Consider the following 24,296-nt stretch of genomic DNA (forward strand, 5'->3'; position numbering starts at 1 on the left):
TTTCGGCTCCGAGCGAGATACGCCACGGAGGATGCCGGGTGCCTCATGATCGCGATACCGGTGCGGTGCGGGGAGGAGACCGAGAAGCGGTGTCGACCGCGCGAACGCTGGGGTGGCGCGAGTGGAAGCAGCGGGGCTGCTGGTAATGCTCGGCTGGAGGGCGGTTAGACCGCGGCCTCGACCGGATGCGTGTTCACTGTAGCACCCTTGAAATCGACGGCCAGCATGTGCGACACCCACGGCGTGGTGGCGTGCTGCTCGATGAGCTCGGCCGCCTGCAGCCGTTGCGCGGGGTCGCTGCACAGCACGAGCACCGAGGGTCCGGCGCCCGACACGACGGCGGCGAGCCCGTGCTCGCGCAGCACCGTGATGAGCGCGTTCGTCTCGGGCATGGCGCTTGCCCGGTAGGTCTGGTGCAGCTTGTCTTCCGTCGCGGCGAGCAGGAGCTCAGGGCTCTGGATGAGCGCGGCGATGAGCAGGGCCGAGCGCGAGACATTGAAGATCGCGTCTTGGTGAGGCACCGACTCGGGCTGCAGCGAGCGGGCAAGGGCTGTCGACATGGTGCTCGTCTCGGGCACGGCGACGAGCAGCGAGACGCCGCGGTGCACGGTCAGACGCTTGTGCTGCGGGCCCTCGGGTGTGACCCAGGCGATGGTGAGACCGCCGAAGAGCGCCGGGGCGACGTTGTCGGGGTGGCCCTCGAGCTCGGTCGCCCGCGCGAGCAAGTCGTCGGCCGTCATGTCGACGATGCCCTCGAGAAGGCCCTTGGCAGCCATGACGCCCGAGACGATCGCCGCACCCGACGAGCCCATGCCGCGGCCGTGCGGGATGACGTTGTGGGCGACGAGGTCGAGGCCCGGCATCGCGAGCCCGTGGGCGGCGAACGTGTGGGCGATCGAGCGCACGACGAGGTTCGACTCGTCGGTCGGCACCTCGCCCTCGCCGACGCCGTGCACGGCAACGGAGGCCCCTGGCGCCTCGCGCACGCTCACCTCGAGCTCGTCGTAGACCGACAGTGCGAGACCGAGCGTGTCGAAGCCCGGACCGAGGTTGGCGGTCGTCGCCGGCACCTTGACCGTGACGCGGCGACCGAGCAGCCGCGGGTCGACGGCGGTCACGCCGACACCCGCTGCAGGCCCAGCACCGAGGCGACCTCGGCAGTGTCGACGCGCACGACAGTCGGCGACACGTCCACGCCGTCGGGGCCCTTGAGCGCCCACTGCGGGTCTTTGAGCCCGTGGCCGGTGACCGTCAGCACGACGGTCGAGCCGGCGGGGATGGCGCCCGCCTCGGCGCGCTCGAGCAGGCCCGCGACAGAGATGGCCGATGCCGGCTCGACGAAGATGCCGACCTCCTGCGAGAGGAGACGGTGCGCGAGCAGGATGTGCTCGTCGGAGATGGCCCCGAAGTAGCCGTTGCTGTCATCGCGCGCGGCGAGCGCGAGCTCCCACGACGCGGGGTTGCCGATGCGGATCGCGCTCGCGATCGTCTCGGGCTTGCGCACGGGCTCGCCGAGCACGATGGGTGCGCTGCCCGAGGCCTGGAAACCGAACATGCGCGGCAGTTTCGTGGTCGCGCCGCGGTCGAGCTCTTCGCGGTACCCGCGGTGGTACGCGGTGTAGTTGCCCGCATTGCCCACGGGAAGAATGTGGAAGTCAGGCGCATCCCCCAGCACCTCGACGACCTCGAACGCGCCCGTCTTCTGGCCCTCGATGCGATCGGGGTTGACCGAGTTGACGAGGTGCACGGGGTAGTTGGCCGAGAGGTCGCGGGCGATGTCGAGGCAGTCATCGAAGTTGCCCTCGATCTGGATGATCTCGGCCTTGTGGGCCACCGCCTGGCTGAGCTTGCCCATCGAGATCTTGCCCTCGGGCACGAGCACCGCGGCCGTGATGCCCGCGTGCGTGGCGTACGCCGCGGCCGACGCCGAGGTGTTGCCGGTCGAGGCGCAGATGACGGCCTTCGCGCCGTGCTCGACGGCCTTCGAGATGGCCATCGTCATGCCGCGGTCTTTGAACGACCCGGTCGGGTTCATGCCCTCGTACTTGACGTAGACCGACGCACCCGTGCGCTCGCTGAGGTACCGAGCGGGAATGAGCGGCGTGCCGCCCTCACCGAGCGTGATGATCGGGGTGGCCTCGCTGATATCGAGTCGATCGGCGTACTCGTGCAGGAGTCCGCGCCACTGCTTCGCCATCTACAGTCCTTCTACTCGCAGCACGCTCGTCACGCTGTGGACGACGCTGCTGGTGGTCAGTGCCGCGACCGTTGCGGCGAGATCGGCCTCGGAGGCTTCATGAGTGCCGATAACCAGGGTAGCCGCGCTCGCCGCGCCCGAGGGACGCGCGGGGTCGGCCGGGGTCACCGACTGCTGCACCGTCTCGACCGAGACGCCGTGGCTCTGGAACAGGGCCGCGATGACGGCGAGCACGCCCGGCTCGTCGGCGACGAGGAGGGTGATCTGGTAGCGCGTCGTGATGGCGCTGATCGGCAGCACGGGCAGGTCGGCATGCGTGCTCTCGGCGACGCCGGGGCCGCCGACGACGTGCCGGCGGGCGGCCGAGACTACATCGCCGAGCACGGCCGACGCCGTCTGGATGCCGCCCGCGCCCGCGCCGTAGAACATGAGCGAGCCGGCGGCCTCGGCCTCGACGAACACGGCGTTGTTCGCGCCGTGCACGGCCGCGAGCGGGTGCGTGTCGGGGATGAGCGCGGGGTGCACGCGCACGCTCACGCCGTCGACGCCGGACGCGGGATCGGTGAGGCGCTCGCAGATGGCCAGCAGCTTGACGACGTAGCCGGCCTTGCGCGCCGCGACGACCTGCTCGAGCGTGACCTCCGTGATGCCCTCGCGGTGCACGGCGTCGGCGGGCACGAGCGTGTGGAAGGCGAGGCTCGCGAGGATGGCCGCCTTCTGCGCGGCGTCGTAGCCCCCGACATCGGCCGTCGGGTCGGCCTCGGCGTAGCCGAGCGCGCTCGCCGTGGCGAGCGCCTGCTCCATCGACTCGCCCTGCGTGTCCATGCGGTCGAGGATGAAGTTCGTCGTGCCGTTGACGATGCCCAGGATGCGCTCCACGCGGTCGCCCGCGAGCGAATCGCGCAGCGGGCGGATGATCGGGATCGCCCCGCCCACGGCCGCCTCGTAGTACAGCTGCGCGCCGACCTGCCCGGCCGCCTCGAAGAGCTCGGGGCCGTGGGTGGCGAGGAGCGCCTTGTTGGCGGTGATGACGTCGGCGCCCGAGGTGAGCGCCTGCAGGATGAGCGTGCGCGCGGGCTCGAGCCCGCCCATGAGCTCGACGACGATGTCGGAGCTGAGGATGAGCGACTCGGCATCGGTCGTCAGCAGCTCGCGCGGGATGGCCGTGTCACGCGGCGCATCGAGGTCGCGCACGGCGACGCCCGCGAGCTCGATGCCGGCGCCGATGCGCGCGGCGAGCTCGTCGCGGTGCGTCAGCAGCTGGTCGGCGACCTGGGCGCCGACGCTGCCCGCGCCGAGCAGGGCGACGCGGAGGTTGCGGTATTCGATCACGGAGTGTCTCCTCGGGGCTGGGTCGCAGGGGGGAGCTGGGCGAGCACGTCGCGGCGCAGCAGGTCGTGCTCGGTCTCGCCGCGCACGAGCAGTCGCGCGGCGCCGTCGCGCACGGCGACGACCGCGGGCCGCGCCAGGTAGTTGTAGTTGCTCGCGAGCGAGAAGCAGTACGCGCCCGTCGCGGGCACGGCGACGAGGTCGTCGGGCGCGGTGTCGGCGGGCAGGTAGGCATCGCGCACGACGATGTCGCCGCTCTCGCAGTGCTTGCCGGCGACGCGGACGAGCACGGGCTCGGCCGTGGATCCGCGGCCGGCGAGCGCCACCGAGTAGTCGGCGCTGTAGAGGGCGGGGCGGGCGTTGTCGCTCATGCCGCCATCGACGCTGACGTAGCGGCGCACGGCGGCCGCCTGCTCGTCGCCCTCGAGCGTCACCACGACGTCCTTCGTCGTGCCGACGGTGTAGAGCGTGACGCCCGCGGGCCCGATGATGGTGCGGCCCGGCTCGACAGCCACCTTCGGCATCGGGATGCTCAACTCCTGGCACACGGAGGCCACGGCCGCGAGCAGCGCGTCGGCGACCTGCTCGATCGCGGGCGCCTCGTCGCTCTCGACGTAGGCGATGCCGAAGCCGCCGCCGAGGTTGAGCTCGGGCACCTCGCCTCCGGCGCCCAGCGCGGCGTGGAGCGTCAGCAGTCGGCGCGCCGCCTCGAGGAAGCCCTCGACGGCGAAGATCTGCGAGCCGATGTGCGAGTGCAGGCCCAGGAAGTGCAGACCGGGGTGGGCGCGGATGGCGGCCACTGCATCCGGAGCATCGGAGATCGGGATGCCGAACTTCTGGTCTTCGCGAGCCGTGGCGAGGTACTCGTGCGTGTGGGCGTGCACGCCCGAGTTGATGCGCAGGCGCACCGGCTGCACGCGCCCGTGGCGCTGGGCCGCGGCGGCGACGCGCTCGATCTCGATGAGGGAGTCGATGACGATCGCGCCCACGCCGACCTCGACGGCGCGGTCGATCTCGACGAGCGACTTGTTGTTGCCGTGCAGGCCGAGTCGGGCCGGATCGACTCCGGCGGCGAGCGCGACGGCGAGCTCTCCGCCGCTGGCCACGTCGATGTTGAGGCCCGCGGCGATCATCCACCGGGCGGCCTCCGTGCACAGGAAGGCCTTGCCGGCGTAGTAGACGGCCGCGGTGGTGCCGTGCGCGGCGGCCGCGGTTGTGAAGGCCGCGAGCGTTCGCGCGGCCCGATCGCGGGCATCCTGCTCATCGATGACGTAGAGCGGCGTGCCGAACTCCGCGGCGAGGCGCGGCAGCGGCACCCCGCCGATCGCGATCGCGCCGTCAGCCGTGCGCACGGCGCTCGAGGGCCAGACGTGGGCCGGCAGCGCGCCCGCGTCGGCGGGCGGCGTCAGCCACGACGGCGACAGCGGGTTGGCGAGCACGGAGGACCTCACGGGACGACGATCTGGGGAGTGTGAGGCGAGCGAACCCGGCTTGGTTCCTGAAGCCGGTTCTGAGTTTAGCGGCGCGCGGCGCGGGGAATCACCCGCGAGGGTTCGCCTGCAGGCGCGTTCTAGCCGCAGGCGCCGCGCGTCGAGAACTCGGGGCCACCCAGCGCCGCGTCCTCGGCGGCGAAGACCACCACGAGCTGCTCGTCGCCGACCTGCACCGAGGTGAGCTCGAGCGCCTGCGGCAGGTACTGCGCCACGCAGAAGCGCTGCGACGTCAGCAGGGGCTCGACGAGCCCGCCGAACTGCTCCTGCAGCTGTGCGGCGTCGAGCCGCTCGTCGCCGAGCTGCACGCTCGACGGGGTGAACGCCAACTGCCCGTCTTGCACCGAGGGCGTGAGGCCGAGGCCGACCGAGAAATCGATGCCGAAGAACGAGAACGCGGTCTGGAACCGGATCTCGCGCTCGTCGAGCTGCACATCGTTGACGACCGTGCCGGCGAGGAACCCGGCGATCGCCGCGACATCCGCCTCGGCGACGCGGTAGACGGCCTGCACCGAGTCGCTGGGCTGCGCCGGATCGATCGCCACGCCCTGCGCGATGAGGGTGAGGTCGCCCGCGAGCTCGCCCACGGAGACGCCGGGCGCGTCGACCGTGACCTCGTCGAGGCGCCCGCCGATGACCTGCAGCAGCACCGAGGCGCCGTCGATCGTGACCTCGACCGGATGCTCGGGGTCGAGCTGCAGCGATTCGCGAACCTGATCGGCGATGAGTGCGGAGGCCTGCTGACGCGCGAGCGACTCGGCGATGACCGCGGCGACGCCGAGCACGACGATGATGCTGATCACGACGATCGCCGCGATGAGCCCTCGGCGGCGGGGGCGCGGCGCGGGCTCGACGACGACGACCGTGTCGGGCTGCGGTTCGCTCGCCTCGGACGGCTCGGGCTGCGGCTCCTGCTCGGGCTGCAGCTCCTGCTCGGGCTGCGGCTCCTGCTCGGGCTGCTCGGGCTGCTCGGGCTCACTCGGCGTCGTCGGGTCGGCCATGGTTACATCCGTTCCGGCGCCGAGACGCCGATGAGGGTCAGGCCGTTGCGCAGCACCTGTCCGGTGGCGTCATTCAGCCACAGGCGCGTGCCGTGGATGCTCGAGACCGGCTCGTCGCCCTGCGGCGTCACCCGGCAGGTGTCGTACCAGCGGTGGTACGCGGCCGCGAGCTCCTCGAGGTAGCGGGCAACGCGGTGCGGTTCGCGCAGCGTGGCGGCCTGCGCGACGATGCGGGGGAACTCGGCGAGCGCGCCGAGCAGCACGCTCTCGGTCTCGTCGGTGAGCAGCTCGCCGGCGAACTCCGCGCGGTCGACGCCCGAGGCGGCCGCGTTGCGCGCCACCTGGTGGGTGCGCGCGTGGGCGTACTGCACGTAGAACACCGGATTGTCGTTCGTGCGCTTCTGCAGCAGCTCGGGATCGAGCGTGAGGGGCGAATCGGCCGGATACCGCGCGAGCGAGTACCGCAGGGCATCGGTGCCGAGCCAGTCGCGCAGGTCGTTCAGCTCGATGATGTTGCCCGCGCGCTTGCTGAGCCGCGCGCCGTTGATGCTCACGAGCTGCCCGATGAGCACCTCGATGTCGCGATCCGGGTCATCGCCCGCGGCGCCGGCGAGCGCCTTCAGGCGGTGCACGTATCCGTGGTGGTCAGCACCGAGCAGGTAGATCTTATGGGCGAAGCCGCGGTCGCTCTTCGAGAGGTAGTACGCCGCGTCGGCCGCGAAGTACGTGTAGACGCCGTTTCCGCGCTTGATGACCCGGTCCTTGTCGTCGCCGAAGTCGGTCGTGCGCACCCAGATGGCGTCATCGAGGTCGTACACGTGGCCCTGCGCGCGCAGTCGCTCGACGGCCTCGTCGATACGGCTCGACCCGCTCGCCGCATCGACGGCGTGCAGCACGCGCTCACTGAACCACACGTCGAAGTGCACGTTGAAGCGCTCGAGCGACTCGCGGATCTCGTCGAGCTGCCAGCCGTAGGCGAGCTCGCGGGCGATCCCGACCGCCTCGTCGCGCGGCAGCGAACCCAGATCGGGCCGCTCGCCGAGCGCGCGCAGCCCGAGCGCGGTGATGTACTCGCCCGGGTAGCCGTTCTCGGGCGCAGGCTCGCTGAGGGCCGCGGCGAGCACCGACTCGCCGAACACATCCATCTGCGCGCCGGCGTCGTTCACGTAGAACTCGCTCACGAGCGTCGCGCCGCTGGCCTTCAGCACGCGAGCGAGCGAGTCGCCGAGCGCCGCCCAGCGCGTGTGCCCGATGTGCAGCGGCCCGGTGGGATTGGCGGACACGAACTCGAGGTTGATGGTCTGCCCGAGCATCGACTCGTTGTGCCCGTAGGTCTCGCCCGCCTCGACGATGGCACGCGCGAGCTCGCCCGCGGCACCCGCCTCAAGACGGATGTTGAGGAATCCGGGGCCGGCGACCTCGACCGCGGCGACACCCTCGATCGCGAGGATGCCGGGCACGAGCTCGTCGGCGAGGGTGCGCGGCGGCATCCCGACCCGCTTCGCCTGCTTGAGGGCGACGGAGGTGGCCCAGTCGCCGTGATCGCGGTTGCGGGGGCGCTCGAGCGCGATGTCGTCGACGGTGAGCTGGCCCGCGGCCTCGGCGTCGCGGCGCCCCACCGCGTCAACGACGACGGCGAGCAGGGCGGCGGCGAGCTGGGCGGGATTCATGAGGGTCGATCCTATCGGGCTGTCGCTGCCCGCCTCCCGCGGGCGGGAGGTCCACAATGGCCGCATGAGGCTCTCGCGAACGACCCCTGCCGTTGCCGCCGCGATCGTGCTGGCCACCGCGCTCGCCGGCTGCGTCGGCGGGCCCGAGGAGCCCCAGGAGACTCCCGTCGCGTCGCCGACCTCGACCCCGGCCGCGTCGCCCACGCCGACCAGCTCGCCGACCGAACAGCCCAACGACCTCGTGGTGCTGCCCTTCTCGATCCCGTGCGACGAGCTCGTCTCTGCCGATGCCCTCTACGAGTTCAACCCGAACGTGGGCGTCGACCCGCAACCGAGCGCGACCGGACTCGTGGCGACAATCGCCGAGGCGGGCGGCGTCACGTGCGGCTGGCTCAACCAGACGAGCGGCGACCGCATCTCGGTGGGCGTGCTCAAGCTCGACGCGGCGTCGCTCGATCGGGTGCGCGGCGATGCGGCGCGACGGGGCGAGCCCGAGACGCAGTACTTCGACGGCTACTTCCGCGAGGAGAACGGCGTCGGACACGCGGAGGATTTCGAGGGCAGCTACTGGATCGTGCTCGACTCCCCCGCCCTGCTGGGGGCCGACGAAGTCGGCTCCTTCCTGGCCGCGCTGCGGCCCGCGCTGCCCTGACGGCGCGCTAGCCGAGCGGCAGCAGGGCGCGCGCGTCCTCGTCGAGAAGCGCATCGGCCTCGGCGTGCACGTGCAGCCGCTGCAGGGTGAGCGACGTTCCGTCGTTGGCGAGAAACGCGGTATCAGCGGCGTCGCGCCCCGTCGCGATGCGCAGCATGCCCGTGCGCGGCGCGAGCCCCGTCGCATCGGCGACCACCCACTGCTCGTCGACGAGCGCCTCGACCACGGCGTGGAAGTCCATGGGCTGCAGCTGCGGGGCGTACACCGACACGACGCGAGCCGGAATGTCGGTCGCGCGCAGCACACCGGCGAGCAGGTGCGCGAAGTCTCGGCATACGCCCTGCCCGGTCGCGAGGATCTCGGGCAGCCCGTCGGTCGGCGACGTCGAACCCGGCGTGTAGGCGAGCCGACCCGCCACCCACTCGCGTGCGGCGAGAAGTCGCTCGCGCTCCGGCAGCGCGCACAGTCCCTCGATGATGCTCGCGTCGATGAGCGGCCCGGCGAGCTCGTCGGACTGCACGTAGCGGCTCGGCCGCACCGCGAGGATGCGCTCGGTCGAGTCGACCACGCGCGGAGCCCCGCGGCCCGTCACGGTGGCCGAGTAGCGGATCGTGAGCGGGCCTTCCGGGGCATCGGCGGTGTGCCAGCGCGTGCCGCTGAAGCCCACCACCTCGGTCATCGCGAGCGGGGCACCCCCCGCGGTGACCTCGAGCCGCTCGTCGATCATCAGCCCGGGTGCGCTCGACACCGCCACAGCCAGCACGATCGCCGTCGCCTCGCCGAGCGTCGCATCGATCTCGCAGCCGACCGTTCGGCGCATGCTGCGATCGATGTCCATGCCGTCAGCCTGGCACGGGACCAGGGCACCCGCGAGACCCGCTAGGCTGAACCCGCCTCCGTAGCTCAGGGGATAGAGCATCAGTTTCCGGTACTGAGGGTCGCAGGTTCGAATCCTGTCGGGGGCGCTGTGCCGATTGCTGCGCCGCCGCTTCTGCGGCGCAGCGTCCGCTTGCGCGCGACGAGCGCGGTCATCGCGCTTCGCGGTCACGGCTCGGGATGCCCGTGGACGCTTCTGCGGCGCAGCGTCCGCTTCCGCACGGCGGCGGCGAGTGGCGTGGTTTGTGGCACGAGGTGCGAGACGTTTCGCGACTCATGCCACGAATGACGACCGGCGCGCGGCCGCTGACGGATGACGCGGGCGAGGTCAGTCGGCGACGCCGCGGTTCTGGCGGCGCACGGGCTTCGGCGCGCGGCCGCCGAGGAACGAGCGGCGCGGGTCGACGACGAATCCCTGGCGCAGCGCTTCGCGGCCGATGAGCATGCGGAAGCCCATGCTGTCGCGGTTGCTGAGGGTCATCTCGGCAGTGACCGTGCGGCCCAGGAGCGTGATGTCCATGAGCACGACGATGCGCTCCTCCGTGTGACCCGACGAGCTGCGCACCGTGCGGCGATCGTGCACGGGGCACTCGACCACGACCGAGTCGGCGTCGGATCGCTGCCACGGACGCAGCGTGAAGCGCACGCGCTCGATGCCCTCGGCATCCGGTGCGATCGTCTCGATGGCGTACGCGTGCACGCTCGACGAGCGGGCGCCGGTATCGAGCTTCGCCTTGATCCACGGCACGCCCGCGGAGGGCAGACCGACCCACTCTCGCCACCCGGCGATGGTGGTTGAATGGGCGGGCTCAGTCACACCCTCATCTTGTCAGGGGCACCCCATGAAACTCGCCATCCTCTCGCGTGCCCCGCACTCGTACTCCACGGGGCGCCTGCGCGCGGCCGCGGAGCAGCGCGGCCATCGGGTGAAGGTGCTCAACACGCTGCGCTTCGCGGTCGACCTCACGGGGCCCGAGCCCGACCTCAACTACCGCGGCAAGCCGCTGTCGACCTATGACGCCGTGCTGCCGCGCATCGGCAACTCGATCACCTACTTCGGCACGGCCGTCGTGCGCCAGTTCGAGCAGATGGACGTCTTCACGCCCAACACCGCGAACGGCATCAGCAACGCCCGCGACAAGCTGCGGGCCACCCAGATTCTGAGCCGCCATGGCATCGGGATGCCCGCGACGGCCTTCGTGCGCAACCGCGCCGACGTGCGCCCCGCGATCGAGCGCGTGGGCGGCGCCCCCGTCGTGATCAAGCTGCTCGAGGGCACGCAGGGCATCGGCGTCATCCTCGCCCCGCAGGCCAAGGTCGCCGAGGCGATCATCGAGACGCTGCACTCGACGAACCAGAACGTGCTTATCCAGCAGTTCATCTCCGAGAGCCGCGGCCGCGATATCCGTGCTCTCGTCGTGGGCGACCGCGTCGTCGCCGCGATGCGGCGCACGGCCGAGGGGGACGAGTTCCGCTCGAACGTGCACCGCGGCGGCACCGTCGAGGCGGTCACGCTGAGCCCGGAGTACGAGCGCGCCGCCGTTCGCTCGGCGCAAATCATGGGCCTGCGCGTGGCCGGCGTCGACATGCTCGAGGGCAACGAGGGGCCGCTCGTCATGGAGGTCAACTCCTCCCCCGGCCTCGAAGGCATCGAGCGCGCGACGAAGCTCGACGTCGCCGGCGCGATCATCGACTACATCTCGCACGAGGTCGCCTTCCCCGACATCGACGTGCGGCAGCGGCTCTCGGTGTCGACGGGCTACGGGGTGGCCGAGCTCGTCGTGCACGCCGGAGCCGAGATCGTCGGGGGCACGCTCGGCGACTCGGGCATCCTCGACCGCGACATCACGGTGCTCACCCTCAATCGCGGCACAACGGTGATCCCGAACCCGCGGCGATCGCAGGTGCTGCAGGCGGAGGACCGGCTGCTGTGCTTCGGCCGCATGGAGGAGATGCGCTCGATGACACCGAGCCGCCGTCGCCGCCGCGCCGCTGTGCGCAAGCTGCCGAGGAGTGCGACCGCGAGCGACTGAACTCAGTCGACCGCGGCGTCGGCCGCGTGGCTCTCGAGGAACCGGTAGAGCTCCTGATCGTCAACGCCGGGGAAGGTGCCGCTCGGCAGCGGCGACAGGATGTGCGCGTGCAGCTTCGCGCTCGTCCACACCTTGCCCTGCCAACGCGTCGCGAGCTCGCCGTCGGGCCGCTTGCAGCACCCCGGGTCGGGGCACGTCGAGCGATGCCGGTTGACGGTGTCGCGCCCGCGGAACCACTTGGAGTCGGCGAACGGAACGCCGACGGTTATCGAGAACTCGTCGGACGTTCCTGACCCGATCTGCGTCGACTCCCAGAACGTGCCTTCGGGGGTGTCGGTGTACTGGTAGTACTCGGTCGTGCGATTGGTGCGCGCGAAGGCGGCGCGCGCGCTCCACTTGCGGCACACGAGCTGGCCCTCGGTCGAGCCGGTGACGTCGACCGGGAGGCGCAGCCCGTCGTTCTCGTAGGCCTTGTAGACGGCGCCGTCGCCGCCCACGCGCATGAAGTGCACCGTGAGATCGAGGTGGCTCGTGGCGAGGTTGGTGAACCGCAGCGCCGCGGCCTCGTGCGTCACGCCGAAGGCGTCGCGGAAGTCCTCCACCGCGATGTTGCGGTCGGACTTCGCCTGGGCGAGGAAGGCGACCGACTGCTCGCGGGGCATGAGGCACGCCGCGGCGAAGTAGTTGATCTCGAGCCGCTGGCGAAGGAACTCGGCGTAGCTCGTCGGCACCTCGTGCTCGAGCAGTCGGTGCGCGATGGCCTGCAGTGCCATCGAGCGTAGGCCGTGCCCGCCGGGGATCGATGCGGGCGGCAGGTAGATGCGCCCATGGTCGAGGTCGGTGACCGAGCGCGCCGAGTGCGGCAGGTCGTTCACGTAGACGAGCTCGAAGCCCAACTTCTGCGCCATGAGGCCCACCTCGCGGTGCGTGAGCGCTCCACTCGAGTGGCCGGACTCGGCGACGACCTGCTGCGCGAGTTCTTCGATGTCGGGCAGGTAGTTGTCGACCGTGCGCATCTGCAGGCGCTGCGCGGTGTTCGCGCGCCGCGCCTCCTCCGGCGTCGCGATCGCCTGTCGCTCGCGCTCGACGAGGGCGCGGTGCAGGCCCACGATCGACTCGAGCACGTCGTCGGGCATCGATCGGCCCGCGCGCACGACGGGAAGGCCCAGGCCCGCGTAGTGCGGACTGCGCTGCGCGCGCTCGAGCTCGATCTCGAGCGCCGCGCGCGGCGTCGGCGGGGTCGTGTCGAGCAGGTCGCCGAGCGTCGCACCGAGCTCGGTGGCGATCGCGGTCAACAGGGTGACGCGCGGCTCGCGGCGCCCGTTCTCCATGAGCGAGAGCTGGCTGCCAGCCACACCGACGCGGTCGCCGAGCTGATCAAGGGTCAGGCCCGCCGCCGTTCGGTAGTGCCGGATGCGCTGGCCGAGAGTCACGAGGTCGCTCATGCCTTGACGATATCGAAAGAACAGTCGTTCTTTCCAGTCGAAACCGTCGGAACAGACGCAACCTTCGCGACACCATGGGGATATCGCCGAATTCTCCGAGGGAGACGCCATGACCCTGCTCGACCGCACCAGCATCCCGAACGCCCCCGTCGCTGAGCGCCGGCAGCGTCCCGCCGAGGTCGACGTGTGGGTCTCGCAGATCGCCCAGCTACTCGAACCCGCGGAGATCCGCTGGGTCGACGGCTCGACCCGCGAGCGCCACGAGCTGCTGCAGCTGCTCGTCTCGACCGGCACGATCGAGCAGCTCAACCCCGACCTGCGCCCCTACTCCTTCCTCGCACGCTCGGCCGAGAGCGACGTGGCCCGCCTCGAGAGCCGCACCTTCATCTGCACCGAGCACGAGGCCGACGCCGGGCCCACCAACAACTGGCGCGAGCCCGCTGCCATGCGCGCCGAGCTTGAGGGCGTCATGCGCGGGGCCATGCGCGGTCGCACGATGTACGTCGTGCCCTTCGCGATGGGCCCCATCGGATCGCCGATGGCGCGCTTCGGCGTGCAGGTGACCGATTCGCCGTACGTCGTGGTGAGCATCGGAACGATGACGCGCATGGGTGACGCGGCACTCGACGCGATCGCGCGCGGCGCATCCTGGGTGCCCGCCGTGCACAGCGTGGGCGCACCGCTCGCCCCGGGCCAGCAGGATGTCCCGTGGCCGTGCAACGACACGAAGTACATTGTGCAGTTTCCGGAGACCCGCGAGATCTGGTCGTACGGCTCGGCCTACGGCGGCAACGCCATCCTCGCCAAGAAGGCCTACGCCCTGCGCATCGCCTCCGTCATGGCCCGCGACGAGGGCTGGCTCGCCGAGCACATGCTGCTCATCAAGGTGACGCCGCCCTCGGGCAAGTCGTACCACCTCGCCGCGGCCTTCCCGAGCGCGTGCGGCAAGACCAACATGGCCATGATGACCCCGAGCCTGCCCGGCTGGAAGGTCGAGACCATCGGTGACGACATCGCCTGGCTCTGGATCGGGGCCGACGGCCGCCTGCGCGCCATCAACCCCGAGGCCGGCTTCTTCGGCGTGGCCCCCGGCACCGGGATGCGCACGAACCCCACCGCGGTCGACGCGCTCTGGGGCAACACGATCTTCACGAACGTCGCCCGCACGGACGACGGCGATGTGTGGTGGGAGGGGCTCACCGACGAGAAGCCGGCCCGCCTCACCGACTGGCGCGGCGAGCAGTGGACGCCCGACAGCGGGCGCCCCGCGGCCCACCCCAACTCACGGTTTACCGTGTCGGCCCGGCAATGCCCCTCGATCGCCGAGGACTGGGACGACCCGGAAGGCGTCGTCATCGACGCCATCATCTTCGGCGGCCGCCGAGCCAGCAACGTGCCCTTGGTGGTAGAGGCGCGCGACTGGGATCACGGTGTCTTCATGGGCGCCACGATCGCTTCCGAGCAGACGGCGGCCGCCGAAGGCACTGTTGGCGAGCTGCGCCGCGACCCGTTCGCGATGCTGCCGTTCGCCGGCTACAACATGGCCGACTACTTCGCGCACTGGCTCGACTTCGGTCGCCGCCTGCGCCGGTCGGCCCGGGTGCCGCGCGTGTTCCAGGTCAACTGGTTCCGCAAGGGCGCCGACGGCTCGTTCCTCTGGCCCGGTTTCGGCGAGAACGCTCGCGTTCTCGAGTGGATGGTCGGACGACTCGACGGCCAGATCGGCGCCGTCGACTCCCCCATCGGCTCGCTGCCCAGCGACGGCGCGCTCAACGTCGAGGGGCTCGAGCTCGACGAGGCGGCGCTGACCGAGCTCTTCCGGGTCGACCCGGCCGCGTTCGAGGCCGAGGCCGATGACATCGAGGCCTTCTTCGCGACGTTCGGCGACCGACTTCCGGTCGAGCTCAGCCGCCAGCTCACCCTGCTGCGCGACCGACTCGCGGCCGCGCAGCAGTAGGGGGCCGGATGCTCACCGGCGGTTGAGCAGGAAGAGCAGGCCGGCGAGGGCGAAGGCGAGCGCGACCAGCAGCGGCAGAACGTTGCCGGTGATCGCGAGGAGGCCCGCGGTGGCGAGCAGCCAGACGATCGACATCACGACGGGCACGGCGAAGAACCAACGCGCCGCCCCGCGGGCGACACCCTTCTGGTAGGTGACGACGGCACCGATGATGCCGCCGATAACGATGAGCACGATCGCCACCGTGCCCGTGCCGGCCGGCAGCGTCGCGCCGAACGCGGCGAGCAGCGGGCCGAGCCCGAGCAGCAGGAAGCCGATGCCGAAGGCCACGAAGCCGAGCTTGCCGAGCACCGAACCGCCGACGACGCCGTTCGAGCCGGTCTGCCCGAAGGCCAGGAAGAACCCGCTGGCGCCCAGCAGCAGGAACCCGATCGTTGTGAGCCACCCGGTGACGGGACCGCTCGAGCCTGCGGCGGCCGCGATGAGGGCGATGAGCCAGAGAACACTGCCGGCGAGCATCCCCCCGCCCCCGAAGAGCCGCCAATTCGCCGTTCGTTCCGTGACGCGTCCAGCCATGAGGTTCTCCGTTCGACAGGGGTGACAGCACCGCAGCGATGGCGGCGGTGCCCGAGTCAGCGTGTCAGCATTCGACGACGAACGGAACCGGCGCGCCCCAACGTTCTCACCGCGCCGCGCGTCTGAGAGGGTGAGAGCAGTGCTGGATGCCGCGCACCCTGCGGCACGACGGGAGAGGACGGGCCCGGTGGGGCAGACGGCCCGCGCCGACTGGGAGTCGGTGCTCGCGACGCTCGTCGCCGAGCGCGGCGACGCCCTGACGCGGTACGCCTATGTGCTGTGCGGCAACGCGGATGACGCCGCCGATCTCGTGCAGTCGGGGCTCGTGGCGACCTTCGGGCGGCTGCGTAACGGCTTCGCGATCGAGCGGGCCGAGGCCTACGTGCGCCGCGCGATCGCCTCGGCCTACATCGACCGCGGACGCCGGGCGTCGCGCTGGCGGGCGACGGCGCACCTGCAGGTGGTGCCCGAGCAGGTCGAGGGCCCGGATGCGGCCATTGATCGCCGGCTCGACCTGAAGGCCGAACTCGACGGACTCAGTCCGCGGGAGCGCGCCTGCGTCGTGCTGCGGTACTACGGCGATCAGAAGGTCGACGACATCGCGACCGATCTCGGCATCAGTTCGGGTGCCGTCAAGCGATACCTGAGCGACGGCCTCGCCAAGCTCGCCTCGGCTCTCACCGAACCCGGAAGGGAGCATCATGGCCAGCTTCGATGATCTGGGGAGGGCGCTGCGCGATGACGCCGCGGCGAACGCTCCCGACGCGTCGGTGATCGATGTGGATGCGGTGACGCGCGCCGCCCGCGCCCGACGACGCCCGCGCCAGTGGGCCGTCGGCGCGCTCGGCCTCGTCGCCGTACTCGGGGTCGGCAGCGTAGCCGTCGCTGCCGCGACCCCGCCGAGCCTCATCGCGGCAGGCGAGTCGGCGGACCTCGAGTCGGCAGGGGCGGAAGAGCTCGGAGCCCCGGAGCGGGATGGCGGCTCCCCCGCCGTCGCCGAGGGGCTCCTGTCGTGCGGCGCGGTCGCGCCCGCGCCGGGCCAGGGCCCCACGGGGCTCGCGCTCGAGGCGGATCTGCCGAGCGGCGCCTCGACGGGCAGCGAGCTCATGGGCACCGCCAGAATCGTCAGTACCGATGCTCAGCGGCGCGACCTGATCACGGGGACGGAAGCGCGCGCGGTCATCCTGCAGGACGGCGTGGTCGTGGGCGAGTCCCCGGTCGTCGGCCAGGCCGCCCGATCCGCGACCCTCGAGCCCGGCGGGTCGCTCACGATCCCGGTCCGCCTGTCGACGTCCTCGTGCCTCGACGGCGCACCGCTGCCCCCCGGCGAGTACACGGTGCTCACCGTCATCGACGCCAGCCGCTCGTTCGACGAGCCTCCGAGCCTGCTGATCGCACCGGAGGCGTTGCTGCGCCTGGAATGAGCGCAGCGGGGCGCGAATCGGGTTCCGCTCGACGCGCGGCAACCCCGGCTGGCTAGAATCGCGGCACGACGCCTCGGCCCCCGACAGGGCGCGCAGCGCGACCCGACCGATGAAGGGCAGGCCCACTGTGCGCCACCGCCGCATCCTCGCTCTCACGGCACTCTCGGCCGGGCTGCTCGCGGCGTCGGCGGCACCCGCGGCCGCCGCGCCGCCCGTCGACCTGGCGGGCGCCTACGTGCTCGACGAGACGGGCGTGCTCGACGGCCGGATCCCGAGCGTCGAGCAGGCCATCGACCGGCTGTTCGACGCGGGCGGTGCGGCGCTCTATGTCGTGATCGTCGACCGCTTCGAGGGCTCCCTCGATAGCCTCGCCTGGGCCGATGAGACAGCGGCGATTTCGGGACTCGGCGATCGGGATGCCCTGCTCGCGATCGCCGTGGACGACCGTGAGTACGCGACGAGCGTCGGCAGCGCGTTCCCCGCGAGCGACGCCGAGCTCACTGCGGCCGAGACCGACGCCCTCATCCCCGAGCTGCGCGAGGACCGCTGGGCCGAGGGCATCATCGCCTACGCCGACAGCCTCACCGCGGCGCTGACCTCCGGTGCGGAGCCCGGGGGGACCCCCGTCGACGGCGCGAGCGGCGGCATCCCGATCGTGCCGATCGCGCTCGGCGTCGGCGGCGCCGGCGCGATCGCCTGGTTCCTCATCGCCCGCGCGCGACGCAAGAAAGGCCCGGTGACCGCGGAGGTCGAGCAGCAGTCGGTCGCCGAGCTCGACCAGTCGGCGTCGCGTCGGCTCGTGCAGCTCGATGACGCGCTCACGACGAGCGAGCAGGAGCTCGGCTTCGCCGAGGCCCAGTTCGGTGCCGCCCCCACCGAGGGCTTCCGCACCGCGCTCACGCAAGCGAAGTCGCTCGTCGCCGACGCGTTCCGGGCGCGGCGCGAGCTCGACGACGAGAACCCCGAGACCGACGAGCAGAAGCGCGCGGCGCTCATCGGCATCATCGCGGCGTGCGACGAGGCGGATGCGCTGCTTGAGGCCCAGGAGGAGGCTTTCGAGGCCCTGCGCGACGTCGAGCAGGATCTGCCGGCGGCCCTCGCCGCCGTGACGGCCGCGCGGAACGAGGCCCCCGGCGCGCTCGACACCGCCGAAGCCACCGTGGAGCGCCTGCGCGCCGACTTCGGGGCGACGGCGATCGCGAGCGTCGTGGATGCTCCCGCCCAGGCCCGCCGCCTGCTTGAGCTCGCCGACGCCGAGCTCGCCGAAGCCGCCGCGAACCAGCAGGGCGGCCGCACGAGCGAGGCGGCCATCGACGTGCGGTCGGCGCAGCTCGCGATCGCCCAGCTGACGAGCGCGACGGCCGCCGTCGAGCGGCTCGCGACCGAGCTCGCTGCGGCCCGCGCCGCGCTCGCCGCGCAGCAGGACGACCTGCGTGCCGGTATCGCCGCGGCCGGCGCGCTGCCGACGAGCGCGGCGCTCGCGAGCGCGCTCGCGGCCGCCGAGTCGACCCTCGCCTCCGCCGACGCGGCCGATCCGATCGCCGCCCTCGAGCGCGTTGTGACCGTCGACCGTGAGCTCGACACGCAGCTCGCGGGGGCGCGCGAGGAGAGCGAGCGGCGCGCGAAGGCCGAGGCCGCGCTCGAGCGCACGCTCGCCTCAGCGCGCAGCCGCATCCTCAGCGCTGCCGAGTACGTGACGGCGCACCGGGGCGCGGTCGGCGCGGATGCCCGTGCGCGCCTCGCCGAGGCGCAAGCCCAGGAGCAGATCGCGTCCGATACGAAGGCCACCGATCCGGTCGGGGCGCTGAGCGCTGCGCAGCGCGCCCTCGACCTCGCCGGGCAGGCGCTGCAGTCGGCCGAGAACGACGTGCGGGCGACGATGTCCCCGAGCGGCCCCGTGGGCGGGCTCATCGGCGGCGGCCGAAGCGGCGGGGGCGGTGGCGGCATCAGCGAGGCCCTCATCGGCGGGCTCATCGGCGGGCTGCTGAGCGGCGGGGGCGGCGGAGGTTTCAGCGGTGGCGGCAGCAGCCGGCCGCGCTTCGGCTCGAGCGGCGGTCGTCGACCGTCGGGCGGCGGGTCCTCCCGACGCTCCTCCTCCGGCCGGTCCTCCGGCCGCCGCGGCGGAGGCGGCCGCTTCTAGCCCGACGATCCCCGATACACGACCGTCACTGATCCCCGACGTTCCACCGACCACCGACAGAAAGGCACGACTCATGTCAAAGCAGTCCATCTTCGGCCGCATCGCGCAGCTCGCGAAGGCCAACATCCACGCCCTGCTCGACGCGGCGGAGGACCCGGAGAAGATGCTCGACCAGATGGTGCGCGACTACACCGCGAGCATCCAGGAGGCGGAGGCGGCGATTGCGCAGACGATCGGCAACCTGCGCCTGCTCGAGCAGGATCACGCCGAAGACGTCGCCTCGGCCCAGGACTGGGGCCGCAAGGCCGTGGCCGCGAGCGCGAAGGCCGACGAGCTGCGTGCCGCGGGCAACACCGCCGACGCCGACAAGTTCGACAACCTCGCCAAGGTCGCTCTCGGCAAGCAGCTCTCAGCCGAGACCGAGGCGAAGGCGGTCGAGCCGACGATCACGAGCCAGAACGAGATCGTGAACCAGCTCAAGAGCGGCCTCGAGGCCATGAAGGGCAAGCTCGACCAGCTGCGTTCGCAGCGCGACCAGCTCATCGCCCGGGCCAAGATCGCCGACGCGCAGAACCAGGTGATCGACGCGGTTCAGAGCATCGACATCATGGACCCGACGAGCGAGCTCGGCCGCTTCGAGGAGAAGATCCGCCGCGAGGAGGCCAAGGTCATGGGTCGGCAGGAGCTCGCCGCCTCGACGCTCGACGCGCAGTTCGAGTCGCTCGAAGACGTCGGGGTCGAGCTCGAGGTCGAGGCCCGCCTCGCCGCGCTCAAGTCGGGCGGCCCGCAGCAGGCGATCGGCCAGTAGCGATCGACGCCTCCCGCACCCGCTGGCACGGGGTCGACCTCGCCCGCGGTCTCGCCGTGCTCGGCATGATGGCGGCCCACACCTGGCCGCGTGATGCCGAGCAGGGCGAGCTGCTCGTCGACGGCCGACCCTCGGTGCTCTTCGCGGTCGTCGCGGGCGTCGCACTCGGTCTCGTCACCGGGGGCGACGCGCCGCCACCCGATCGTCGTGGCGCCGCCCGAGGTCGCCTCGCGATCCGCGCCGCGGCGCTCGTCGTCATGGGCCTGTTGCTCTGGATGCTCCCGAGCGGCATCGCGATCATCCTCGACTCCTACGGCGTGATGTTCCTGCTGCTCGTGCCGGTGCTGTTTGCCGCGCGCGGGCTGCTCGCGGCCCTCGCCCTCGGATTCCTCGTCGTGGCGCCGCTCGTGCGCGATCGGGTGGTCGAGTTGACGGGCCTCGGGCCGACGGGACCGCTCGCGCTCGGCGACGACCCCGGTGCGGTGCTCGTCGACTGGTTGCTGACGGGCTACTACCCGGCCCTGCTCTGGCTGCCGCTGCTGCTCGTGGGCCTGCTGTGCGCGCGCGCCGGGCTCGCATCGACGCGCGTGCGCGTGCTGATGCTCGGGCTCGGCACGGCGGCGTGCGTCGCGGGCTACGGCGCGGCCGCCGTGCTGCCGGGCATTGACGCCGAGGCGCACAGCGGCACGACCGCCGAGCTGCTGGGCGCGGGCGGTCTCGCGATCGCGATCATCGGCGCGGCACTGCTCGCGCTCGACGGCCGCGAACCCCGGCGCGTCGCCCTGCTCGTCGCCGCGCCCCTCACGGCTCTCGGCCGCGTGGCGCTCACCGTGTACGTCGGCCACGTGCTCGTGATCGCCGCGCTCGCGCCGCTCGGCCCGGCGGGCCTGTTCGAGGCCGCGGTGGGCATCCCGCTGCTCGTCGTGATGGCGCTCGGCGGCGGCGCGCTGGGGCTCGTCCTGCACGCACTCGGTCGTCGCGGCCCGCTGGAATGGCTGCTCTCGACCGTGGCGGGGCTGCCGTTCCGCGGCCGCGACCGCGCCGATGATGGGCAGGGTGCCAGACTGGGCGCATGACCAGCACCTTCCTCGTCGTGCCGCAGTGGCAGGGCTCGGGCTCATCGCGGGCCATGCGGCTCGTCGACGGCGCGCACGCGATCCGGGCCGATCTGCCGAGCGCGGCGACACGCCTCATCGAGGTGCCGCTCGAGGCCGGCGACAGCGAGGGCACGGGCATCCTGCGGTACAGCTCGATCCGGCTCGTGCGTGAGCGCCTCGAGCGCGAGCTCGCCGAGCTCGACGACATGCCGATCATCATCGGCGGCGACTGCGGGGTCGAGTACGCCGGCATCGAGCACGCCGCGCGCGCGGGCCGCGTGATCCTGCTGTGGGCCGACGCGCACGCCGATCTCAACACGGCCGAAACCTCGCCGAGCAAGGCCTTCCACGGCATGGTGCTGCGCTCGCTCGTCGACGCGGGCGTCGTCGACGCTGCCGACGTCCTCCTGCTCGGGGTGCGCGACCTCGACGAGGCCGAGGCGCAGTTCATCGAATCCTCGGGCATGCCGCACATCGATCCGACCGAGGTCGGCGCGCGCGTCGCCGAGCGCGTGGCGACGGCCCGCGCCGACGGCGTCGAGCCCGTTCTCTACGCGCACGTCGACCTCGACGTGCTCGACCCGGCCGTGTTCGGCGGTGTCGGGTTCCCCGCACCTTTCGGCGTGAGCCTCGAGCAGCTGACGACGGCGCTGGGTGCCGCGCGCGCCGAGCTGCCCCTCGTGGGCGCGGGGCTCACCGAGTTCGCTCCCGCCCCCGAGCGCGAGGCCGTTCCGGGCGACAGCGCGGGCGCGACCGACGTGGACGGCGACGAGGGCTCGGCCGACGCGCTCACCGTGATCCTGCGCATCTTGGCCGCTCTCAGCCGCTGAATCGTCGTCGGAGAGCGACAAAGCCCGGCCGGCGCGGGGCATGCGCTGGCTACGCTGACGGGCATGAGCGAGACCACCTCTGACACCGCGACCCCGCCCCGCGTCACCGTCGAGCGCGATGGCCATCAGCTGCTGATCGGCCTCAACCGGCCCGAGAAGCGCAACGCCGCCGATGTGGCGATGCTCGAGCAGCTCGCTCTGGCCTACGGCGAGCTCGACCGCGACCCCGAACTGCGCGTGGGCGTGGTCTTCGCGCACGGCGACCACTTCACGGGCGGGCTCGATCTCGCCGACGTCGTGCCGCGCATCGGGCCGCAGGGCCTCGCGATGGTGCCGGAGGGGGGCATCCACCCCTGGGGCATGGACGGCACGCGCGTGCGCAAGCCCGTCGTGCTCGCCGTGCAGGGCACGTGCCTGACGCTCGGCATCGAGCTCGCGCTCGCGAGCGACATCGTCGTCGCCGCCGACGACACCGTGTTCGCGCAGCTCGAGGTCGCCCGCGCGATCCTGCCCTTCGGCGGAGCGACGACGCGCTTCGCCCGGGCCGCTGGCTGGGGTGACGCGATGCGGTGGATGCTCACGGGCGACCGCTTCGATGCCGCCGAGGCGCACCGCATGGGCCTCGTGCAGGAGGTTGTGCCCGCGGGCGAGCAGCTGGCCCGCGCCCGCGAGCTGGCGGGTCGGATCGCGGCGCAGGCCCCCCTCGCCGTGCAGGCGACGCTCGCGAACGCGCGCCTCGCGGTGCGCGAGGGTGAAGCCGCTGCCGAGGCGCGACTGCCGCACGAGCTCGTGCGCCTCGCCCAGACGGAGGATGCCCGCATCGGCATGCAGGCTTTTCTCACTCGCACCGACCCGGAGTTCGTGGGACGGTAGGCGCATGCGCCCGCTCACGACGACCGCCCAGACCGACGCCGCCCCACTCGATACGTACGACGTCGTCGTCATCGGCGCCGGAGCGGTGGGCGAGAACGTCGCCGACCGAGCGGTGCAGGGCGGGTTGACCGTGCTCATCGTCGAGAACGAGCTCGTCGGCGGCGAGTGCTCGTACTGGGCGTGCATGCCCTCAAAGGCGCTGCTGCGGGCGGCGAGCGTGCTGCGCGCGGCGCACGCCGTGCCGGGTGCCCGCGCAGCGATCACGGGCACGGTCGACGCCGCAGCCGTGCTCGCGAGCCGCGATGCGGTGGCGAGCCACTGGGACGACGCCGGCCAGGTGCGGTGGCTGCAGAAGACCGGCATCGCGCTCGCCCGAGGCCACGTACGGCTCGACGGCGAGCGCCGCGTCGTCATCGCGGCGGCAGACGGCGGAACCCGCACGGTAACGGCCGCGCACGCCGTGGCGATCTGCACGGGCTCGACCGCGGCGATGCCGCCGATTCCCGGGCTCGCCGAGTCCCGGCCGTGGACCTCGCGCGAGATCACGAGCACCGAGACCGTGCCGGCCCGGCTCGCCATCATCGGCGGGGGCGTGGTGGGGTGCGAGATGGCGACGGCCTTCACGAGCCTCGGCAGCGCGGTCACCCTCATCGCGCGCAGCGGCCTGCTCGCGGGTGTGGAGGCGTTCGCGGGCGAGGCCGTGGCCGAGCGCTTGCGCGCCGACGGCGCCGAGGTGCTGCTCGGAACGAGCCCCGACCGCGTCGACCGTGCGGCCGACGGCTCCGTCACGATCGCGCTCCCGGACGGCCGGGTGCTCGAGGTCGACGAGATCGTCGTCGCGACGGGACGCGCCCCCGTCACGGGCGACCTCGGGCTCGAGACCATCGGGCTCGAGCCCGGCAGCTGGCTCGAGGTCGACGACACCCTGCGGGTGCGGGGAGTCGACTGGCTCTACGCCGTCGGTGACGTCAACCACCGGGCACTGCTCACGCACCAGGGCAAGTACCAGGCCCGGGCGGCGGGCGACGTGATCGCGGCGCGCGCGAGCACAGCATCCATCGACGACGCCCCGTGGGGCGCCCATGTCGCGACAGCCGACCACGACGCCGTGCCGCAGGTGACCTTCACGAGCCCCGAAGTCGCGAGCGTCGGCCTCACGGCCGCGCAGGCCGAGCAGCGGGGCCTGCGCACGCGGGTCGTCGACTACGAGCTCGGCTGGCTCGCCGGCGCGACCGTGCACGGCGACGACTACCGCGGCACGGCACGCATGGTCGTCGATGAGGATCGCGGCGTCATCGTGGGGTTCACGATCGTCGGCGACGACGTCGGCGAACTGCTGCACGCCGCGACGATCGCGATCGTCGGCGAAGTGCCCCTCGCCCGGCTCTGGCACGCCGTGCCCTCGTACCCGACGCTCAGCGAGATCTGGCTGCGCCTGCTCGAAGGCTACGGGCGGCCGTGAGCGCGCCTCCCGCCCGCGGCCGCGCGGCGCGCGCCGTCGACCGGCTCGCCCGCACCCGCGCCGTGCGCGCGATCGGGCTGCACCCCGTCGTCGCGCGGCCGGGCTACTGGTTCGCGACGGCCGTCGGCGTCACGTGGGGTGCCCTGTTGGGCGGATTCCGGGTCTCGCGGCGCGGGGGCGTCATCGTGTGCGAAGGGCTGCCCCGCTGGGCGTTCGGCCGTGGCGGCACGACGATCGGCGCCGCCTACCTCACGCGCGACAATCTGCGCGAGAGCGTGCTCGAGCACGAGGCCGTGCACCGCGCGCAGTGGAAGAAGTACGGGCTCGCCTTCATCCCGCTCTACCTCGCGGCGGGGCAGGATGCCCGGCACAACCGCTTCGAGGTCGAAGCGGGCCTCGAGAAGGGCGGGTACCGGTGATTACTCATGCGCCGCCG

Annotated in this window: 22 protein-coding genes and 1 tRNA gene; 13 read left to right on the forward strand and 10 right to left on the reverse strand. The window is 72.2% G+C overall.

Features of this window, described 5'->3' with window-relative positions; translation table 11 throughout:
- Positions 1–164: 164 nt before the first annotated feature.
- The 6 genes from thrB to argS all read right to left on the reverse strand — a co-directional run bounded on the left by thrB (position 165) and on the right by argS (position 7,687).
- Complete coding sequence (gene thrB / locus NNL39_RS00670) at positions 165–1,118, reverse strand: homoserine kinase (protein ID WP_255159801.1); 954 nt, start codon at positions 1,116–1,118, stop codon at positions 165–167.
- Entirely contained in the window at positions 1,115–2,197 is a 1,083-nt protein-coding gene (gene thrC, locus NNL39_RS00675) for a threonine synthase (RefSeq protein WP_255159802.1), read from the reverse strand. The genes thrB and thrC overlap by 4 nt, the downstream gene beginning before the upstream one ends.
- Complete coding sequence (locus tag NNL39_RS00680) at positions 2,198–3,529, reverse strand: homoserine dehydrogenase (protein ID WP_255159803.1); 1,332 nt, start codon at positions 3,527–3,529, stop codon at positions 2,198–2,200. It abuts the gene before it with no gap.
- Positions 3,526–4,965 (reverse strand): diaminopimelate decarboxylase, encoded by a 1,440-nt coding sequence (gene lysA / locus NNL39_RS00685; RefSeq protein ID WP_255160967.1) that lies wholly within the window; start codon positions 4,963–4,965, stop codon positions 3,526–3,528. Before lysA ends, NNL39_RS00680 begins: the two co-directional genes overlap by 4 nt.
- A gap of 131 nt (positions 4,966–5,096) precedes the next feature.
- Positions 5,097–6,017 carry an LmeA family phospholipid-binding protein gene (locus tag NNL39_RS00690; protein WP_255159804.1) on the reverse strand — a complete coding sequence of 307 codons (921 nt, stop codon included), beginning with the start codon at positions 6,015–6,017 and terminating at the stop codon, positions 5,097–5,099.
- A 2-nt stretch (positions 6,018–6,019) separates the two neighbouring features.
- On the reverse strand, positions 6,020–7,687 hold the full coding sequence (gene argS / locus NNL39_RS00695; RefSeq protein WP_255159805.1) for an arginine--tRNA ligase: 1,668 nt from the start codon (positions 7,685–7,687) through the stop codon (positions 6,020–6,022).
- Positions 7,688–7,751: 64 nt separating this feature from the next.
- Here argS and NNL39_RS00700 point away from each other — a divergent pair, with 64 nt between their 5' ends.
- Positions 7,752–8,339 carry a hypothetical protein gene (locus NNL39_RS00700; RefSeq protein WP_255159806.1) on the forward strand — a complete coding sequence of 196 codons (588 nt, stop codon included), beginning with the start codon at positions 7,752–7,754 and terminating at the stop codon, positions 8,337–8,339.
- A gap of 7 nt (positions 8,340–8,346) precedes the next feature.
- On the opposite strand, the gene NNL39_RS00705 is transcribed toward NNL39_RS00700, so the two are convergent.
- Positions 8,347–9,177 carry a transglutaminase-like domain-containing protein gene (locus tag NNL39_RS00705; RefSeq protein WP_255159807.1) on the reverse strand — a complete coding sequence of 277 codons (831 nt, stop codon included), beginning with the start codon at positions 9,175–9,177 and terminating at the stop codon, positions 8,347–8,349.
- Positions 9,178–9,231: 54 nt separating this feature from the next.
- Here NNL39_RS00705 and NNL39_RS00710 point away from each other — a divergent pair.
- Positions 9,232–9,304, forward strand: a tRNA-Arg gene (locus tag NNL39_RS00710).
- A gap of 239 nt (positions 9,305–9,543) precedes the next feature.
- Here the strand turns inward: NNL39_RS00710 and NNL39_RS00715 are convergent.
- Positions 9,544–10,032, reverse strand: a complete 489-nt coding sequence (locus tag NNL39_RS00715; RefSeq protein ID WP_255159808.1) for an ATP-dependent zinc protease family protein — start codon at positions 10,030–10,032, stop codon at positions 9,544–9,546.
- Positions 10,033–10,057: 25 nt separating this feature from the next.
- Between NNL39_RS00715 and NNL39_RS00720 the strand changes: the two genes are divergently transcribed.
- Positions 10,058–11,248, forward strand: coding sequence for a RimK family alpha-L-glutamate ligase (locus NNL39_RS00720; protein WP_255159809.1), 1,191 nt, complete (start codon positions 10,058–10,060; stop codon positions 11,246–11,248).
- A gap of 2 nt (positions 11,249–11,250) precedes the next feature.
- On the opposite strand, the gene NNL39_RS00725 is transcribed toward NNL39_RS00720, so the two are convergent.
- Complete coding sequence (locus NNL39_RS00725) at positions 11,251–12,693, reverse strand: helix-turn-helix domain-containing protein (RefSeq protein ID WP_255159810.1); 1,443 nt, start codon at positions 12,691–12,693, stop codon at positions 11,251–11,253.
- A 109-nt stretch (positions 12,694–12,802) separates the two neighbouring features.
- On the opposite strand from NNL39_RS00725, the gene NNL39_RS00730 reads away from it, so the two are divergent.
- Positions 12,803–14,650: a phosphoenolpyruvate carboxykinase (GTP) gene (locus NNL39_RS00730; protein ID WP_255159811.1), complete on the forward strand. Its 1,848-nt coding sequence runs from the start codon at positions 12,803–12,805 to the stop codon at positions 14,648–14,650.
- A 12-nt stretch (positions 14,651–14,662) separates the two neighbouring features.
- Here the strand turns inward: NNL39_RS00730 and NNL39_RS00735 are convergent, their stop codons facing one another.
- Positions 14,663–15,226: a hypothetical protein gene (locus tag NNL39_RS00735; protein ID WP_255159812.1), complete on the reverse strand. Its 564-nt coding sequence runs from the start codon at positions 15,224–15,226 to the stop codon at positions 14,663–14,665.
- A 187-nt stretch (positions 15,227–15,413) separates the two neighbouring features.
- Between NNL39_RS00735 and NNL39_RS00740 the strand changes: the two genes are divergently transcribed.
- The 9 genes from NNL39_RS00740 (at position 15,414) to NNL39_RS00780 (ending at position 24,279) form a co-directional block, all read left to right on the forward strand.
- On the forward strand, positions 15,414–15,944 hold the full coding sequence (locus tag NNL39_RS00740; protein ID WP_255159813.1) for a sigma-70 family RNA polymerase sigma factor: 531 nt from the start codon (positions 15,414–15,416) through the stop codon (positions 15,942–15,944).
- Positions 15,928–16,650, forward strand: coding sequence for a hypothetical protein (locus tag NNL39_RS00745; RefSeq protein WP_255159814.1), 723 nt, complete (start codon positions 15,928–15,930; stop codon positions 16,648–16,650). Before NNL39_RS00740 ends, NNL39_RS00745 begins: the two co-directional genes overlap by 17 nt.
- Before the next feature lie 127 nt (positions 16,651–16,777).
- Positions 16,778–18,790, forward strand: a complete 2,013-nt coding sequence (locus NNL39_RS00750) for a TPM domain-containing protein (RefSeq protein WP_255159815.1) — start codon at positions 16,778–16,780, stop codon at positions 18,788–18,790.
- Between the two features lie 73 nt (positions 18,791–18,863).
- On the forward strand, positions 18,864–19,598 hold the full coding sequence (locus tag NNL39_RS00755; RefSeq protein WP_255159816.1) for a PspA/IM30 family protein: 735 nt from the start codon (positions 18,864–18,866) through the stop codon (positions 19,596–19,598).
- 65 nt (positions 19,599–19,663) lie between these two features.
- Entirely contained in the window at positions 19,664–20,674 is a 1,011-nt protein-coding gene (locus NNL39_RS00760; RefSeq protein WP_322972933.1) for a DUF418 domain-containing protein, read from the forward strand.
- Positions 20,671–21,525: an arginase family protein gene (locus NNL39_RS00765; protein ID WP_255159817.1), complete on the forward strand. Its 855-nt coding sequence runs from the start codon at positions 20,671–20,673 to the stop codon at positions 21,523–21,525. Before NNL39_RS00760 ends, NNL39_RS00765 begins: the two co-directional genes overlap by 4 nt.
- Before the next feature lie 63 nt (positions 21,526–21,588).
- Positions 21,589–22,398 (forward strand): crotonase/enoyl-CoA hydratase family protein, encoded by an 810-nt coding sequence (locus tag NNL39_RS00770; protein WP_255159818.1) that lies wholly within the window; start codon positions 21,589–21,591, stop codon positions 22,396–22,398.
- 4 nt (positions 22,399–22,402) lie between these two features.
- Positions 22,403–23,860: a dihydrolipoyl dehydrogenase family protein gene (locus tag NNL39_RS00775; RefSeq protein ID WP_255159819.1), complete on the forward strand. Its 1,458-nt coding sequence runs from the start codon at positions 22,403–22,405 to the stop codon at positions 23,858–23,860.
- Positions 23,857–24,279, forward strand: coding sequence for a hypothetical protein (locus NNL39_RS00780; protein WP_322972919.1), 423 nt, complete (start codon positions 23,857–23,859; stop codon positions 24,277–24,279). Before NNL39_RS00775 ends, NNL39_RS00780 begins: the two co-directional genes overlap by 4 nt.
- Positions 24,280–24,296 lie beyond the last annotated feature (17 nt).

The sequence above is a fragment of the Microcella humidisoli genome (assembly GCF_024362325.1).
Taxonomy (GTDB): Bacteria; Actinomycetota; Actinomycetes; order Actinomycetales; family Microbacteriaceae; genus Microcella; species Microcella humidisoli.